Source organism: Streptomyces angustmyceticus (genome assembly GCF_040701845.1).
GTDB classification, from domain to species: domain Bacteria; phylum Actinomycetota; class Actinomycetes; order Streptomycetales; family Streptomycetaceae; genus Streptomyces; species Streptomyces angustmyceticus_A.
Genome location: NZ_JBFBHQ010000003.1, coordinates 535,914 through 550,658, shown reverse-complemented (window position 1 = coordinate 550,658; position 14,745 = coordinate 535,914). Strand labels below are relative to the sequence as shown.

Sequence of the window (14,745 nt, the reverse complement as noted above, 5' to 3'; positions counted from 1 at the left end):
GCGGAACGCCGCATTCTCGGTGGCATGACCCACACCTCTGTCTTCGCGTACGCCGCACCCGCCCCGAAAGCACCGCTGGAGCGGATCACGATTCCGCGCCGCGAGCTGGGTGCCCACGACATCCTGATCGACATCAAGTACGCCGGCATCTGCCACTCCGACATCCACACCGTGCGCGCCGAGTGGGGCGAGGGCGGGGCCTTCCCGATCGTCCCCGGCCATGAGATCGCCGGCGTGGTCGCCGAGGTGGGCGCCGAGGTCACCCGCTACCGGGCGGGCGACCGGGTCGGCGTCGGCTGCTTCGTCGACTCCTGCCGGGAGTGCGAGAACTGCCGGGCCGGCCTGCAGCAGTACTGCACCGGCGAGCTCGGCAACGTCGGTACGTACAACGCCACCGGCCGGGACGGCGAGACCACCCACGGCGGCTACTCCACCCACCTCGTCGTCGACGAGAACTACGCCCTGCGCATCCCCGAGAGCATCCCGCTGGACGCCGCTGCCCCGCTGCTGTGCGCCGGCATCACCCTCTACTCGCCCCTCGCCCACTGGCAGGCCGGCCCCGGCAAGAAGGTCGCCATCGTCGGCCTGGGCGGCCTCGGTCACATGGGCGTGAAGATCGCGCATGCGATGGGCGCCGAGGTCACCGTGCTGAGCCAGTCGCTGCGCAAGAAGGACGACGGCCTGCGGCTGGGCGCCGACCACTACCACGCGACCTCCGACCCGGCCACGTTCGAGGAGCTGGCGGACACCTTCGACCTGATCGTCAACACCGTCTCCGCCAACCTGGACCTCAACGCCTACCTCGGGCTGCTGCGCACCGACGGCACCCTGGTCCAGGTCGGCGCCCCGGAGAACCCGCTGCCGGTCGCGCCGTTCGCCCTGATCCCGCGGCGCCGCTCGATCGCCGGCTCAATGATCGGCGGCATCCCGGAGACGCAGGAGATGCTCGACTTCTGCGGGGAGCACGGGCTGGCCGCGGACATCGAGGTGATCGGCGCGGAGCAGATCAACGAGGCGTACGAGCGGGTGCTGGCGAGCGATGTCCGCTACCGCTTCGTGATCGACACCTCGACGATCTGACCGCTCCGGTCGACGATCCGGCCCTCCGGCCCACGACTCCGGTCCGCGAGCGCTTCCGCGCCCGGTGACGGGGGCGGACGCCCACGCCCGGCCCGGCCTGCCACAGGCCGGGCCGGGCGTTCGCCACCGCCTCCCGGCCGGTGCCCGTCACCGTCGACGGCGCCGTCCACCAGGTGCCGCGCCGCCTCGCGAGGGCGTACCGACTCGGCCTGATCGACCCGAAGGGCTGAGCGGTGACGCCGGCTGCCGGCTGCCGTGCTCCGGCCGTCGGACGCGCGGCCCGCGGACGGCGCGCAGGATCCGGAAGATTTTCCGCACCGCCCGGCAACCCCCGGCCGCTCCGCACGTCGTGACGGGTGAGGGCGCCATCCGGCGCCGCCCCGTCGAAGAACGTGGAGCAGCCGACCGTGAAGTTCACCCGTACCTCCCGCACCTCCGCCGGTCTCCGGCCGTACGCCCCCCGGCCGCGCGGTGCGGCCGCCGCCGGACTGGTCGCGGCGCTCGCCCTGGCCGCGCTGTCCGCCGCCGGCACCGCGCACGCCGACGGCGGTGCCCGGCCCTCCCCCACGCCTGCCAGCAGCGCTCCCCCGTCGCCCGGCCCCCGGCCCACCGCCCCCAGCACCCCCAGCGCCTCGCCCACCCGCCCGGGGCCGAAGCCGTCCGACGCCCCCACCCCCGCTCCCAGCGCCCCGCCGACCTCGCCCGGCACACGCGGTGACGGACCCCCGGCGACGCCCCGCCCGGCCCCGGCCAAGGGAGCGGACGGCGGCCGGGAACTCGCCCGCACCGGTGCCTCCTCCACGACCACCGTGGCGCTCGGCGGCAGCGCCGCGGCCCTGATCGCCGTGGGCGGCGGCGCCGTCTACGCGGTCCGCCGCCGGCGCGGCTGAGCCACCGCGCAAGGCCGCCCGCCCCACCCCGAGGTATCGATGGAGTACTCCGCCGGCCCGCAGCACGCCCCGGTACGGTTCGCCCTGCCGGGGCTCCGGCCTGCCCTGTGGCGGTGGCTGCTGCGCACCGCCCGCCCGGCGGCCGCCCGCCGCGAGACACCGCGCACCGGCCACCCGCCCCGGCCCGTGGCCCACGACCTGCCGGCAGGCGCCGGCTCCCGGTCGCCGGCCGGCGGCACCCCCGCTCCCCCCGAGCCGCGGCCGACGATCAGCGAGCTCTACCACGCCCACCGGCTGAACATGGTCCGGCTGGCCGTCCTGCTCGTCGACGACCGCGCCACGGCCGAGGACGTCGTCCAGGACGCGTTCGCCGCGCTCTACAAACGGCACGGCGAACAGCTCGGCGAGGTCGACAACGCGCTCGCCTACCTGCGCACCGCGGTCGTCAACGCCGCCCGCTCGGTGCTGCGGCGCCGGCGCACCGCACGCGACTACACCCCGCCGTACGAGGCGGACGCCCCGTCCGCCGAGGAACGGATCGTGCTGGACGAGGAGCACCGGGAGGTGTTCGCCGCACTGAGCGGGCTGACCGCCCGCCGCCGGGAGGTGCTCGTCCTGCGCTACTGGGGCGAGCTGACGGAGGCACAGATCGCGACGACGCTGGGCATCAGCCGCGGCGCGGTGAAGTCGATCGCCAGCCGCGCACTGAACTCGCTGGAGAAGATCTTGGAGGAGCGGTCATGAACGGCCCCGGCACGGACACCGGTCGCGCCGGCGGCGGGCCCGGCGGCGGCGCGGGCGGCGGCCCCGGCGGCGGCGCGGGCCCCGGAGGCGCCGGACGCCCCGTGGAGGACCGGCTGCGCCGGGCCTTCTCGGCGCGCGCCGAGAGCATCGCCGTCCGGGACCTGCGGCCCGCCGCACCCCCCGGACCGCACCTCCGCCGCACCCGGCTGCCCGGGGTGCGGCACCTGTGGCCACGCCGCTTCGGCCTGCCGCTGGCGGCGGCCGCCGCGGCCGCCGCCCTCGCGATCGGCTATGCGGCGACGACCCCCGGCACCCCGCCGGACCGCCGGCCCGCACCCGCCACCCCACCGCGCCCCGTCGTCCCCGCCCCGTCCCCGCACCGTACGGCCCCCGGCCCCGCGCCGTCGCCGAGCGAGCCCTCCGACGGCCCGCACCGCACGGCCCGCCCCACCGGCTCGGTGACGCCCGGCGCACCGCCGCCGGCCCCGCCGTCGCACACCCCCGGCTCCGGCAGCCCCACCCCGCAGTCGACGGACCCCTCGTCCGGCACTCCCCCGCCGACCGCCCTGCCGCCCTCCGGCACCCCGTCGGCCGACCCCACCGGCGCGCGCTCCGCCCCCGGCGGCAAGGGCACCTCCCCGTCCCCCTCGGGAGGGTGACCACCGTGCGGTCGGGCCCGCGCCGGTCCGGCCCCGGCCACCGGCGGCCCGCCCGCCGGCCGCCGCGGGCGAAGGGCCGAAACCAACGGCCTGCGTTAGCCGGGCGTTAGCGGATCACCAGCACCCGCGCCGAAGGTCGTGGACACGCCACCGTCCCGGGGGAGCCCCTCGATGCCGATCACCACCACCAGCCGGACCGTCACCGCGACCGCCCTCGCCGCCGCCGCACTGACCCTGATCACCGCCTGCCACGACACCCCCGGCAGCAAGGCCGACAACCCCCTCTCGGCCGTGTCGCCGGCCCCCGCCCCGGCCCCCGGCGACGCCAACCCCCCGGACCCCGGCGGCCGGGTCGCCTGCACCCCCGAGATGCTCAGATTCCACGCCGGCGCCCTGCCGCACCGGGACCGCCGGATGCTGTTGAAGGTCACCAACTTCTCCGGCCGGACCTGCGACTTCGCCGCCCAGCGCTACCCCCTGCTGCGGATCGGCGAGGGCCGGCAGGCCGCCCTCCCCGCGATCCGGGCGAGCCGGCCGCTCACCGTGGTCTCGCTGGCGCCGGGCGACACCGCGTACGCCATGATCCTCACCTCCGCGGGCGGGCCGGCCGGCCGGGGCCACCGGGGCCGGCGGATCTCCCAGTTCGGCGTCGCGCTGACCGGCCGGGCCGCCCCCACCCAGGTCGGCCTGGACGGCCGCGCCCCCGTCCACGTCGACCCGCGCACCGCCACGGTCACGTACTGGCAGCCCAGTTCGGTGGCCGCCCGGCAGTGGTGACCGCCCGCCGCGGGGCCGCGGCGACGGCGGGCACCGCCCGTCCGGGACACGCCGCGCGGTAGCCCGTTCGGGTCGCATCCGGCCATATCTCGTGGGCCACCCCTCCCCAATGATCCAAATTTGCCGCCAATGATCCTTTTGCGTTGCTGCGGCATGGCTGCGCCCGGTGCCGCTCGCCCGGTAGGCTTTCCGTGTGATCTTCAAGCGCATCGGAAACGGTCGGCCGTACCCGGACCACGGCCGGGAGAGCACCCGCCAGTGGGCGGACGTCGCCCCGCGCCCGGTACGCCTCGACCAGTTGGTGACGACCAAGCAGCAGCTCGATCTCGAAACGCTGCTCGCCGAGGACTCCACGTTCTACGGCGACCTCTTCGCGCACGTCGTGAAGTGGGAGGGCGACCTCTACCTGGAGGACGGGCTGCACCGCGCGGTACGCGCGGCACTTCAGCAGCGCCAGGTGCTGCACGCCCGCGTGCTCGAACTGGGCTGACGCGCGCCCCGGCCGACGCCGCACGGCCCGCCGGCCCAACTGCCCGGAAAACCCCCCTTACCGCCCGGCAGCACCCAACCCACCCTGCCCGAATTGACCCTTTTGGGTTGGGTCTCGCACGACGCGTTGATCATCTAGTAGGCACGGCCTGCCTCCCGCACTACGCTGCGCCCATGAGCATGCTGACGCCCCCAGGGATGGGCGGTAAGAAGTACCGCATCACGGGCGACAGGTATCCGCGGATGCGCCGTCCCCGCCACCGCCGCCGGATCGTCCTCACCGTCGTCGCCACGGCCTGCGCCCTCGGTCTGGCCGCCTGGGGAACCCTGCAGCTCATCGACGTCTTCGGCGGCCGCACCAGCAGCGCCCAGGCCTCCTCCCAGGACAAGCAGCACTGCCGGGACGGCGGCAAGACGGAGGCGGCGCAGGCCAAGGCCGCCGCGCAGAAAATGCCCGCGCCCGCCACCTTGACCGTCAACGTCTTCAACGCGACCCCGCGCTCCGGGCTCGCCAAGCGCACCGCCGACGAACTCCAAAAGCGCGGCTTCAAGATCGGCAAGGTGGGCAACGCCCCCGCCGCCTACGACAAGAAGGTCAAGGGCGCGGGGATACTGCTCGGCCCCAAGGCGTCCGACGCCCCGCTGAAGGTCCTGGCCACCCAGCTCACGGGCGCCCAGCAGAAGACCGACGGCCGCAAGGGCGCCGACCTCGACCTGATCATCGGCAATGCCTTCAAGGACCTGACCACCCAGCAGAACGCCGCGAAGTCCCTGGCCCTGCTGACCCACCCGTCCCCGGTCCCCGCCGCCGACGCCAAGTGCTGACCACAGGCGAACGGGCCCTGCACCACCGTGTGGTGCAGGGCCCGGACCATGATCGGGCGGGGCGCGTTCAGCCGGCCGTGCCGTACATCCGGTCACCCGCGTCGCCGAGGCCCGGCACGATGTAGCGGTCGTCGTTCAGCCGCTCGTCGACCGCCGCGGTGACCACCGTCACCGGCGTGCCGGCCAGCTCCTTCTCCATGACCTCGACGCCTTCCGGCGCGGCCAGCAGGCAGATCGCGGTGACGTCGTCCGCACCGCGCTTGATCAGCTCACGGATCGCCGCGACCAGCGTGCCGCCCGTGGCGAGCATCGGGTCGACGACGTAGACCTGACGGCCCGAGAGGTCATCGGGCATCCGCGTGGCGTAGGTGTGCGCCTCGTACGTCTCCTCGTTGCGCACCATGCCCATGAAGCCGACCTCGGCGGTGGGCAGCAGCCGCACCATGCCGTCCAGCATGCCCAGACCGGCCCGCAGGATCGGCACGACCAGAGGGCGCGGGTGCGAGAGCCGCACACCGGTGGTCGCCGTCACGGGGGTCTCGATCTCGACCTGCTCGGTGCGCACATCACGGGTGGCCTCGTAGGCGAGCAGGGTGACCAGCTCGTCGGCGAGCCGCCGGAAGGTGGGGGAATCGGTGCGCTTGTCGCGCAGAGTGGTGAGTTTGTGCGCCACCAGCGGGTGGTCGACGACGTGGATCCGCATGACATCGACAGTAACCGAGCCGGAAGGCCCCGGCGCCCGCCCTGCGGAACCCGGCAGCCGCGCACCCCGGCGGGGTGGGGTCGGCATCAAACCGCCGAAAGGAGGGAAAGTGGGCACGTACGCCCGATCGGCCGTCCTGCCCCCGGGCGAAGAACCCGCCCGAGGTGGTGTGCGCGTGCCCGACCGCAAGCGGACCGACGACACGGACGACGCCCTCACCGGCAGCGACCACGCCGCCCCGGACGCCGGGGCGGAAGCGGCGCGCCGACGCCGCCGCGCACAATTTCTGCGGGAACTGCACGAGGCCAAGGAACTGCGCAACCGCGTCCAGCCGCGCCGCGCACGCGCCGAACGGATGCGCCAGGCCCTGCGGATGCGCACATTCCGCTGGTAGCGGAGCCTGTTCCGCTGAGAGCGAACCACCGCCGCACTGCCGCCCGCGCTGCGGCACGTGAGCGACATCTCTCACAACCTCCGCACGACGCAGCGCCGAAGACCCCGCGCGAACGCGTTGTTTCTGCCACGATTCCGAAGGGGGCGGGACCAACGGCGTGCAGCGCCGCCCCGCCCGGCCCGGCACGCCTATGACCAGTGGGAGAGTCACGGTGTACTTCGCCGCACTGCTCGCGCGCACCGAAGACGGGTGGGAAGCGAGCGATACGGAGCTCGACGATGTGGAGACGCTGACCGATCTGGCCGACCTGGCCCGAGAGGCGGCGGTCGACGACGACACGGTGGTGGCCTTCATCGAGCAGGAGGACGCCTGGTTCGGCGTCGTCCGGGTGGACGGCGAGGACGACCCACGGGTCTTCCTCTCCAACGCCGCCGCCGCCGCCAAAAGCTCGTACGGCGCGATGCTGACCGACGAGCTGCTCGGCCGCGATGAGGACGACGCGGCCGACGACCTCGACAGCCTCGACCTGGACGGCACGGAGGACGGCGAACCCGAACCGGACGACAACGTGGACGACAACGAGCCCCTGGAGTCGGTGAACGGCTCCGACGGCCCGCCGCACGGCCCGCTCGGCGATGCCGCCCTGCTGGCCGACCTGGGAGTCAGCGAGAAGGAACTGCTGGCCCTCGACGGCGACGCGCTGGGCACCATCGCCGACTCGCTGGGCTGCACGGAGGTCCTCGAAGCCGTGCGCTGAGCCGGCCGGGCCGGGGTCCCCGTCCTCGGGGCCCGGGCCCCGCCCCCGGTCGCGTCCCCGACACTGGGGACATGACCGTCCCCCCATCCGCCCCTCACCCCTCCCCCGCGCCCGACCCGCTGCGCGATCCGTGGATCGCACCGATGCGGCAGGCGCTGGACGAGGCCGCCCACGCCCCCGGGACCGGTGACGTCCCGGTGGGCGCCGTCGTGCTGTCCGCGGACGGCACGGTCCTCGGCACCGGCCGCAACGCACGCGAGGCCACCGGCGATCCGACCGCCCACGCCGAGATCCTCGCGCTGCGGGCGGCGGCCAGGACGCTGCGCGAGGAAGCCTCGCGCCCGCGCTCCCGGACGGAACCCGGAGGGGGCGCCACCGAGGCGGGCGGCGGGCGGCGGCCGGGCGAGTGGCGGCTGACGGACTGCACGCTCGTCGTCACCCTGGAGCCGTGCACGATGTGCGCCGGCGCGATCGTGCTCTCCCGCGTCGACCGCGTCGTCTACGGCGCCCGCGACGCCAAGGCCGGAGCGGCCGGCTCCCTCTGGGACGTCGTCCGTGACCGGCGTCTCAACCACCGCCCCGAAGTCATCACCGGCGTCCTCGAAGCCGACTGTGCGGCCCTGCTGACCGACTTCTTCCGGGGCCGCTGACCTGCGGTCCGGCTCCGCGCCGGCCCCTTCCCGGAATCCGATTTCGGCGCACGGCCACCCGTGGGCTAAGCTCTCTCTCGGTAGCGTGTCCGAGCGGCCGAAGGAGCGCGCCTCGAAAGCGCGTGAGGGGGCAACTCCTCCGTGGGTTCAAATCCCACCGCTACCGCTCAAGGGCGAGGGCCCCGATCCTCAGGGATCGGGGCCCTCGTCGTTTGCGGGCCCTGGTCGCAGGCGCGGAGCGCTCGTCGTGCGCGGGTCCGGCACGGACCGCCGCCGGCGCGGCGCGGCGCCCGTCGGGGAATTACTTCTTCACGGCCAGGGCGACGCCCAGCATGCGGGCGAAAACACCGACCATGGTCACATCGTCCTGATGCAGATCTCCCGGCCGCAGACCGTCGACCGCCAGCACTCCGAACGATTCGTCCCCGGCTTTCACCGAGCAGGCGATGTAGGTCTTGTAGCTGTCACTGTCGGGCTTTAACGCGGCCGGCAATTGGTCCACATTTTCGACGAACGTACTGGTGCCGTCGTCGAGCAGCTTCAATAACTCCTTTCCGCGGAGATCGGTCTCCCGGAACGTCGTCACCGGAGCCACATTCCTGCCCGACCAGAGGCTGTTGCGGCACTTCACCTCGCGCTGCCCGAGCGGCGTACCGGGAACCTGCTCGAGAAAGCAGGCCCGTACGTCCTGAGGGCCGATCAGGGAAGCCGTGAGCGAGACGATCGCCTGCTTGGTCTGCTGCTGCAGCGCGATCCGTTCGGCCTTGCTGGAGCTCGAAACGATCTGGCCGAGGTTGGCCGCCAGGGGAACGAGCACATCCTCGAAAGCGCGCCGCTGGTTCTTCGTCGCCGCCTTCGCGGCCTCGTTCGCCGTGGTCACCCGGCGGCTGGCCAGCCACACCGTGGCGACCGTGGCGACCGACCCGACGCCCGTGATCACCCAGAACAGCCAGGTGGCCATGTCGAGGCCGATGACCATTTGGGCCACATACGCCAGGACCGCCAAAGCTCCGGCGGAAAACGCACCCCACCCCATATGCAACCCCTCCCCTGTCCCCGACCCCAGGCTGCCCGTGCTGTCACGCACGATACACACAGAGTAGTCTCATCGGGCGAAAATCGTTTAGTTCAGGGGTGGTTCGGGTATCCCTCGGCTACTGTGTGATGCCGGATAAGGGCGATGTGCTCGGCTTGCACAGATGCACGTCGTGAGGGGGCCGCTCGAGATCACGACGCGAGTGGCCAGTGGCAGTGATCTCGCTGGGGGCACGCTTCGGGAGCTCGCGGCGGGTGTTCACCTCGGGGGTTAGGGATGGAATTTATGCCCGACCACCGCGACAAACGCGCACGCGACGCAGAATCCGGGGGGGATTCAGTCATGAGTACGACCGCAGGTATCTGGAACGGTGTGGCATTAGAAACCGATCCGCGCATCGGGGAGTTTCAAGCCGACCCGGCCGCCTATATGAAACAGCACGCCGGAGCGTGGCGTTCAGGTGACCTGGCGCAGGAGCAGGCCCGCATCCTCAAGCAGAAGAACCAGTCTCTTCGGCTGACGCTGAAAACGCTGCTGGGTCGCCTGAGCAGCAAGTGACGCGAGCGAGGCCGTCATCGTCCGGAGCGGGCTGCGGCCCGACGCATGAGCGAGAGACGGACCGCCCGGGCCGGTGGCCATGACGCCGCCGGCCCGGGCGTTCGCCGTTCCGTTGCCGTCCCGCGTCGCCGGTCGCCTTTCTTTCGTCCCACGGCGTCGGCCCCTCGCCGCCCTTTGCCGTCACACGTCGTCGTCCGGCATCGGACCGCGCCAATTCCCCGGAGAAGTCGTTGCGTTGTTGCCCGCGCGGGGCCCGGAGCACAAAAGCGGCGCGCCCGTGGGAACGGACGCGCCGCGGGGGCCTGAACGGCCGGGGATGCGACTAGACGTTGCGGCGGTTCCGCGCCGCGCGGCGGAAGAAGCGCACGATCAGCCAGATCACCAGGATCACGACGACGAGGAAGAGGACGAACAGCACGATCAGGAAGATGCCGAGCTTCTTGAAGAAGCCGCCCTTCTTCTTGACCTTCGACTTCCACTTCGACTTCTTGGACTTCTTGGACTTGAAGACCGTCTTGAGCGGGGCCGAGTGGTGCGCGCTGTGGTGGCGGTAGCCGGCGGCCTGCGCCGGGGCGGCGTCGAGCCGGGAGGCGTCGGCGCTCCGGCTCGGGGCGCTCGCGGCGGCCGTCACGCGGGCACCGGCCACGGCGCCGCGGCTCGCCGCCGTGGCCGGTGCGACGGCCGCGGCCAGCAGGCCGACCAGCAGCGCCAGCACGACGGCCGGCCGGCGCCGCGCCGACGGGGTTCCTCCCCGGGCGGGCCGGGCGGTCGCGTACGACGAATCGGACTCGCGCGGTACGGAGTTCATGGGCATCCTTCGCTTCCCCCTTGGATCGAGCGTTCAGCCATTATGGGCGGTGGCGGGCACTCCGGCCGAGGTCTCGACCTCCAGAAGAGAGGCACTGTGCCGCTCCTCGTCGAAGGCCGCGCGGCCGCCGCGCAGCCCGAAGAGCCGCTTGGTGAGCGCGATGTAGAGCACCGCAAGGATGTTGACCACCAGCGTGGCGATCTTGAGCCAGCTCACCTTCTCGGTCAGTTCGTAGATCTCCAGCGGCAGGAAGGCCGCCGTCGCCACCACCGTCAGGTACTCCGCCCACCGCTTGGCGCGCCACAGGCCGACGCCCTCGATGATCTCCACCAGGGCGTACACCAGCAGCAGCGCGGCCACCAGCAGCAAGGTGGAGTGGCGGTAGCCGAAGGTCTTCTGGATGGTGCCGACGACCGGTGAGTGGTCCAGGTCGTAGTGGAAGTGCCGGGCCACCGGGCGGAGCACGGCGAGGTACTCGTCGAAGAACCGGCGGACCGCGTCCTTGCGGTTGCTGAACTGCCATACGCCGAGCGCGGCCAGCACGATGAACACTCCGCGCACCGCCCGCTCGACGGCCAGGAACCGCAGGACGAACAGATCGCGCAGGACCTTGCCGCGCGCGACCAGCGGGGCGTCGGCGGCCGGACCGGAGCCGTGCGGGGCACCGAGGGCGAAGTCGCCGCAGCGCAGGCAGCGCCAGGCCTCGCCGAGAGCGGTGTCCGCGCGCAGCTTGTCCCGGAGGTGCTCCTCGTGCGGGAGGTAGGTGATGTGCCCGCGGCGCGCGCAGGTACGCCGGTCCCAGTCGATCTTCATCGTTGGCGCCTGTGTTCCTTTCGTCGTCCCCCGCGGCCGCATGCCGCGACGCGGCGCGCTGCCGCGTTGTGACGCGTACATGATGCATGCCGCGCGGCCGGCCGCGCCGCACGCCGGCCGGGCGCTCCGGGGCGCAGGACGTCCGAGGGCGTCACGGGCACCGCAGTCGCAGGAGTCGTACGAGGTGGGAGACGCGGCGGGCCTTCCCCGTGGTTGCAGACGCGGGGCGGAGGGTCGCGCAGGCGGGGGTGCGGGCACCGGCGGGGGCTCCGTGCGGGCACCGGGCAGGATTCCGTGCGGCGGCCGCCGCCGGGTACGACGCGCCCGGGCCGTCGCGCACGACGGAGCCCCGCCGCCGGCCGTGTCCTGGGACCCCCCGTGGAATCCAGGGGCGGCGCGGAGGCGGGGCTTCTGTCGGTCGGGAGCGGTGTCGGGGGATGACCCCGCTCCCCCCGATGCGGACCGGACCTCCCGGTCCGCGCCGCCGTCACGAGGACGGACACGGCGCGGACCCCGCAGTGAGGCCCTGGTCCCGGGGCCCGTGGATTCCTGCCAGACCCAACGGGCCACCTCGTTCATGGTGCCTGGGTGTTCTGTCCCAACAGGCAGGCAAAGGGCCTGCTTTGGCAGGCCTTTGGTCCATAAAGTCCGGATCAGTGCCGGATCGCGGGGCGCGGCCGGCGGGCGGCCGCGGCGGACCCGTGGGCGCGACTCCCGTGATCGAACACGTGTGGTTACACTCGCCCGACTGCAACCGGGAAGTGCAGGCACTGCCGTAGGGGACTGCGTAGGGGAGACGGGACTGATGGCGCAGGCGAAGAAGATCGCGTTGTACATGATCATCGTCTTCGTGCTGTACACGATCATCACCTCCCCTCAGCGGGCCGCCGAAATGGTCCAGATAGGCTTCGAGGGCATCTCGTCCGCCGCGCAGGGCGTCGGCGAGTTCATGACGCAGCTGATCAAGTAGGGACCACCCGGCCCGGCCGGCGGCATCGGAGCCGCCCGGGGAACGGACCGGCCCGCGATCGGCCGGCGCCCCAGATCCGGCCAGCCGGCACACCTCCCGGCTGCGCCCCGTCCGCCGCACGGAGGCCCCCAGTGATCCGCCACCTGGTCCTGTTCAAGCTCAACGAAGGTGTCTCCCGCGACGAGGAACGGGTGCAGGCCGGCGTCCGCGCCTTCCGGGCGCTGGAGGGCGAGATTCCGGAGCTGGCGTTCTGGGAGTGCGCCTGGAACATCACCGACCGCCCGATCGCCTACGACTTCGCGATCAACTCCGCCGTCGCCGACACGGACGCCCTCAAGCGCTACATCGAGCACCCGGCCCACCAGGCGGCCGCCGCCCAGTGGCGCGAATTCGCCACCTGGGTGATCGCCGACTACGAATTCTGAGCCGCGGCACCGCCGCCCCCCGCTCCGCCGAGCCCCCCGTCCCCCGCGGCCGGGGGGCTTCGCCGTACCCCCGGGCGCCCACCGGCGCCCACCGGCCCCCCGGCCGGCCCGCACCCGCCCCAACTCTCTGTTCAACACGGCGTTATGGGGTGCTTGCACACAGTGCACATGTCTTGTGATGCTATGACCGCTTTTGCCGGATACATGCACTGTGAAGGGTGGCGTGACCGTGACGGCCCGTACTGCGCCCAAGGCTCCATCCCGCGAGAGCCGTAGCGCGGACACGCGGGCGCTCACGCAGGTGCTGTTCGCGGAGTTGACGGACCTCGAGCCCGGCACCCCCGAGCACACCCGGGTCCGTGCCGCACTCATCGAAGCCAACCTGCCGCTGGTCCGCTATGCCGCGGCGCGCTTCCGCAGCCGCAATGAGCCGATGGAGGACGTCATCCAGGTCGGCACCATCGGCCTGATCAACGCGATCGACCGGTTCGATCCGGACCGGGGCGTCCAGTTCCCCACCTTCGCCATGCCCACCGTCGTCGGCGAGATCAAACGCTACTTTCGAGACAATGTCCGCACGGTCCATGTACCGCGCCGCCTCCACGAGCTCTGGGTGCAGGTCAACGGCGCGACGGAGGACCTGACGGTGCTGCACGGCCGCTCCCCCACCACCGCCGAGATCGCCGAGCGGCTGAAGATCGGCGAGGACGAGGTGCTGGCCTGCCTGGAGGCGGGCCGCTCGTATCACGCCACCTCGCTGGAGGCCGCCCAGGAGGGCGACGGTCTGCCCGGCCTGCTCGACCGCCTCGGCTACGAGGACCCGGAGCTGGCCGGCGTCGAGCACCGCGACCTCGTGCGGCACCTCCTGGTCCAGCTGCCCGAGCGCGAGCAGCGGATCCTTCTGCTGCGTTACTACAGCAATCTGACGCAGTCACAGATCAGTGCGGAGCTGGGGGTGTCGCAGATGCATGTGTCGCGGCTACTGTCGCGGAGCTTCGCCCGACTGCGATCCGCAAACAGGATCGACGCATAGCCGGGACGAGCGACCCGATCCTGCACAGATATGTCGACAAGGCGCTACAGCGTGTTGCCGACATGTGACATTCTGCAGGAACCGCGTTTGCCGTAGCGCTGCCTCCGGTATTCAGGTGGAGGAATCACTCCTCGGTCCGCCCCGGTCCGAGGACGCCGCAGCGACCCGACCGCGACCTCAAGGGGGTGGCATGTCCGTAGAACTGGGCAGCTCGAAGGTGCTTCCCGCGATTCCCGCGCCCGCACCACACGTGCATGACGACGACGCCATCAACACCCGCACGCTCTCCCGCTCCCTGTTCCTGCGGCTGGCCTCGCTCGACAAGGACTGCGCGGAACGTACGTACGTCCGTGACACGCTCATCGAACTGAACCTCCCTCTGGTGCGCTACGCGGCCGCCCGCTTCCGCAGCCGCAACGAGCCGATGGAGGACATCGTCCAGGTCGGCACCATCGGCCTGATCAAGGCGATCGACCGTTTCGACTGCGAACGCGGCGTGGAATTCCCGACGTTCGCGATGCCGACCGTGGTCGGTGAGATCAAGCGCTTCTTCCGCGACACCTCGTGGTCGGTCCGCGTCCCGCGCCGGCTCCAGGAGCTCCGGCTCGCCCTCACCAAGGCCAGCGACGAGCTCTCCCAGAAGCTGGACCGCTCCCCGACCGTCCCCGAACTGGCCCTGTGCCTGGGGGTGTCGGAGGAGGACGTCGTCGACGGCCTGGCCGTCGGCAACGCGTACACCGCCTCCTCGCTCGACTCCCCGTCCCCCGAGGACGACGGCGGCGAGGGCTCCCTCGCGGACCGCCTGGGCTACGAGGACAGCGCGCTGGAGGGCGTGGAGTACCGCGAGTCCCTCAAGCCCCTGCTGGCCAAACTCCCGGCCCGCGAGCGGCAGATCATCATGCTGCGCTTCTTCGCCAACATGACGCAGTCCCAGATCGGCGAAGAGGTCGGCATCTCCCAGATGCACGTCTCCCGCCTGCTCACCCGCACCCTGGCGCAGCTGCGCGAGGGACTCATCTCCGACTGAGGAACGGTCCGCCGAGGGGCCGCAAGGCGCTCCGTGCCGCTCGGCGGACAGTTGCAAGGACGCGGAGAGGGACGCGGGGGCGTGGCGCGGAGGGCGCCCGCCCCAGC

Annotated in this window: 19 protein-coding genes and 1 tRNA gene; 16 read left to right on the top strand and 4 right to left on the bottom strand. The window is 72.4% G+C overall.

Annotated features, from left to right (window positions below; all coding sequences use genetic code 11):
- The first annotated feature begins 24 nt into the window (after positions 1–24).
- The 7 genes from AB0411_RS09865 to AB0411_RS09830 all read left to right on the top strand — a co-directional run bounded on the left by AB0411_RS09865 (position 25) and on the right by AB0411_RS09830 (position 5,464).
- Positions 25–1,080, top strand: coding sequence for an NAD(P)-dependent alcohol dehydrogenase (locus tag AB0411_RS09865; RefSeq protein ID WP_366416732.1), 1,056 nt, complete (start codon positions 25–27; stop codon positions 1,078–1,080).
- Between the two features lie 407 nt (positions 1,081–1,487).
- A complete protein-coding gene (locus AB0411_RS09855) occupies positions 1,488–1,970 on the top strand; it encodes an LAETG motif-containing sortase-dependent surface protein (RefSeq protein ID WP_366416731.1) in 483 nt (160 codons plus the stop codon).
- Between the two features lie 39 nt (positions 1,971–2,009).
- Entirely contained in the window at positions 2,010–2,714 is a 705-nt protein-coding gene (locus AB0411_RS09850) for an RNA polymerase sigma factor (protein ID WP_366416730.1), read from the top strand.
- Positions 2,711–3,373, top strand: coding sequence for a hypothetical protein (locus tag AB0411_RS09845; protein ID WP_366416729.1), 663 nt, complete (start codon positions 2,711–2,713; stop codon positions 3,371–3,373). Before AB0411_RS09850 ends, AB0411_RS09845 begins: the two co-directional genes overlap by 4 nt.
- 171 nt (positions 3,374–3,544) lie before the next feature.
- Complete coding sequence (locus AB0411_RS09840) at positions 3,545–4,150, top strand: DUF4232 domain-containing protein (protein ID WP_366416728.1); 606 nt, start codon at positions 3,545–3,547, stop codon at positions 4,148–4,150.
- Positions 4,151–4,343: 193 nt separating this feature from the next.
- Positions 4,344–4,640 (top strand): type II toxin-antitoxin system VapB family antitoxin, encoded by a 297-nt coding sequence (locus AB0411_RS09835; RefSeq protein WP_030084955.1) that lies wholly within the window; start codon positions 4,344–4,346, stop codon positions 4,638–4,640.
- 173 nt (positions 4,641–4,813) lie between these two features.
- Positions 4,814–5,464: a LytR C-terminal domain-containing protein gene (locus tag AB0411_RS09830; RefSeq protein ID WP_403145942.1), complete on the top strand. Its 651-nt coding sequence runs from the start codon at positions 4,814–4,816 to the stop codon at positions 5,462–5,464.
- A gap of 67 nt (positions 5,465–5,531) precedes the next feature.
- Here the strand turns inward: AB0411_RS09830 and upp are convergent, their stop codons facing one another.
- A complete protein-coding gene (upp, locus tag AB0411_RS09825; RefSeq protein WP_086715806.1) occupies positions 5,532–6,167 on the bottom strand; it encodes a uracil phosphoribosyltransferase in 636 nt (211 codons plus the stop codon).
- Positions 6,168–6,342: 175 nt separating this feature from the next.
- Between upp and AB0411_RS09820 the strand changes: the two genes are divergently transcribed.
- The 4 genes from AB0411_RS09820 to AB0411_RS09805 all read left to right on the top strand — a co-directional run bounded on the left by AB0411_RS09820 (position 6,343) and on the right by AB0411_RS09805 (position 8,134).
- Positions 6,343–6,561 (top strand): hypothetical protein, encoded by a 219-nt coding sequence (locus tag AB0411_RS09820; protein WP_366416727.1) that lies wholly within the window; start codon positions 6,343–6,345, stop codon positions 6,559–6,561.
- 211 nt (positions 6,562–6,772) lie between these two features.
- A complete protein-coding gene (locus AB0411_RS09815) occupies positions 6,773–7,318 on the top strand; it encodes a tRNA adenosine deaminase-associated protein (protein ID WP_366416937.1) in 546 nt (181 codons plus the stop codon).
- 71 nt (positions 7,319–7,389) lie between these two features.
- Positions 7,390–7,968, top strand: a complete 579-nt coding sequence (locus AB0411_RS09810; protein WP_366416726.1) for a nucleoside deaminase — start codon at positions 7,390–7,392, stop codon at positions 7,966–7,968.
- A gap of 79 nt (positions 7,969–8,047) precedes the next feature.
- Positions 8,048–8,134 (top strand) — tRNA-Ser (locus tag AB0411_RS09805).
- Between the two features lie 135 nt (positions 8,135–8,269).
- On the opposite strand, the gene AB0411_RS09800 is transcribed toward AB0411_RS09805, so the two are convergent.
- A complete protein-coding gene (locus AB0411_RS09800) occupies positions 8,270–8,947 on the bottom strand; it encodes a GAF domain-containing protein (RefSeq protein WP_366416725.1) in 678 nt (225 codons plus the stop codon).
- 399 nt (positions 8,948–9,346) lie between these two features.
- On the opposite strand from AB0411_RS09800, the gene AB0411_RS09795 reads away from it, so the two are divergent.
- Positions 9,347–9,562 (top strand): hypothetical protein, encoded by a 216-nt coding sequence (locus tag AB0411_RS09795; protein WP_366416724.1) that lies wholly within the window; start codon positions 9,347–9,349, stop codon positions 9,560–9,562.
- A 322-nt stretch (positions 9,563–9,884) separates the two neighbouring features.
- Here the strand turns inward: AB0411_RS09795 and AB0411_RS09790 are convergent, their stop codons facing one another.
- Positions 9,885–10,370 (bottom strand): hypothetical protein, encoded by a 486-nt coding sequence (locus AB0411_RS09790; RefSeq protein ID WP_366416723.1) that lies wholly within the window; start codon positions 10,368–10,370, stop codon positions 9,885–9,887.
- Between the two features lie 33 nt (positions 10,371–10,403).
- Positions 10,404–11,183 carry a DUF2127 domain-containing protein gene (locus AB0411_RS09785; protein ID WP_366416722.1) on the bottom strand — a complete coding sequence of 260 codons (780 nt, stop codon included), beginning with the start codon at positions 11,181–11,183 and terminating at the stop codon, positions 10,404–10,406.
- Between the two features lie 829 nt (positions 11,184–12,012).
- Between AB0411_RS09785 and AB0411_RS09780 the strand changes: the two genes are divergently transcribed.
- From AB0411_RS09780 to AB0411_RS09765, 4 genes are all read left to right on the top strand, one after another.
- Positions 12,013–12,153, top strand: a complete 141-nt coding sequence (locus AB0411_RS09780; protein ID WP_366416947.1) for a hypothetical protein — start codon at positions 12,013–12,015, stop codon at positions 12,151–12,153.
- 131 nt (positions 12,154–12,284) lie between these two features.
- The gene (locus AB0411_RS09775; protein ID WP_366416721.1) at positions 12,285–12,578 is read left to right on the top strand and encodes a Dabb family protein; all 294 of its coding nucleotides are present in this window, start codon (positions 12,285–12,287) and stop codon (positions 12,576–12,578) included.
- Positions 12,579–12,801: 223 nt separating this feature from the next.
- Positions 12,802–13,611 carry an RNA polymerase sigma factor SigF gene (locus AB0411_RS09770; protein WP_026169670.1) on the top strand — a complete coding sequence of 270 codons (810 nt, stop codon included), beginning with the start codon at positions 12,802–12,804 and terminating at the stop codon, positions 13,609–13,611.
- Positions 13,612–13,801: 190 nt separating this feature from the next.
- Positions 13,802–14,638: an RNA polymerase sigma factor SigF gene (locus tag AB0411_RS09765; protein WP_026169669.1), complete on the top strand. Its 837-nt coding sequence runs from the start codon at positions 13,802–13,804 to the stop codon at positions 14,636–14,638.
- The last annotated feature ends 107 nt before the right edge of the window (positions 14,639–14,745 follow it).

Coding starts and splice junctions, on each gene's coding strand:
- AB0411_RS09795 (WP_366416724.1), top strand. CDS start 9,347: ATGAGTACGACCGCAGGTATCTGGAACGGTGTGGCATTAGAAACCGAT.
- AB0411_RS09800 (WP_366416725.1), bottom strand. CDS start 8,947: ATGGTCATCGGCCTCGACATGGCCACCTGGCTGTTCTGGGTGATCACG.
- AB0411_RS09810 (WP_366416726.1), top strand. CDS start 7,390: ATGACCGTCCCCCCATCCGCCCCTCACCCCTCCCCCGCGCCCGACCCG.
- AB0411_RS09850 (WP_366416730.1), top strand. CDS start 2,010: ATGGAGTACTCCGCCGGCCCGCAGCACGCCCCGGTACGGTTCGCCCTG.
- upp (WP_086715806.1), bottom strand. CDS start 6,167: ATGCGGATCCACGTCGTCGACCACCCGCTGGTGGCGCACAAACTCACC.
- AB0411_RS09785 (WP_366416722.1), bottom strand. CDS start 11,183: ATGAAGATCGACTGGGACCGGCGTACCTGCGCGCGCCGCGGGCACATC.
- AB0411_RS09830 (WP_403145942.1), top strand. CDS start 4,814: ATGAGCATGCTGACGCCCCCAGGGATGGGCGGTAAGAAGTACCGCATC.
- AB0411_RS09790 (WP_366416723.1), bottom strand. CDS start 10,370: ATGAACTCCGTACCGCGCGAGTCCGATTCGTCGTACGCGACCGCCCGG.
- AB0411_RS09865 (WP_366416732.1), top strand. CDS start 25: ATGACCCACACCTCTGTCTTCGCGTACGCCGCACCCGCCCCGAAAGCA.
- AB0411_RS09845 (WP_366416729.1), top strand. CDS start 2,711: ATGAACGGCCCCGGCACGGACACCGGTCGCGCCGGCGGCGGGCCCGGC.
- AB0411_RS09840 (WP_366416728.1), top strand. CDS start 3,545: ATGCCGATCACCACCACCAGCCGGACCGTCACCGCGACCGCCCTCGCC.
- AB0411_RS09765 (WP_026169669.1), top strand. CDS start 13,802: ATGTCCGTAGAACTGGGCAGCTCGAAGGTGCTTCCCGCGATTCCCGCG.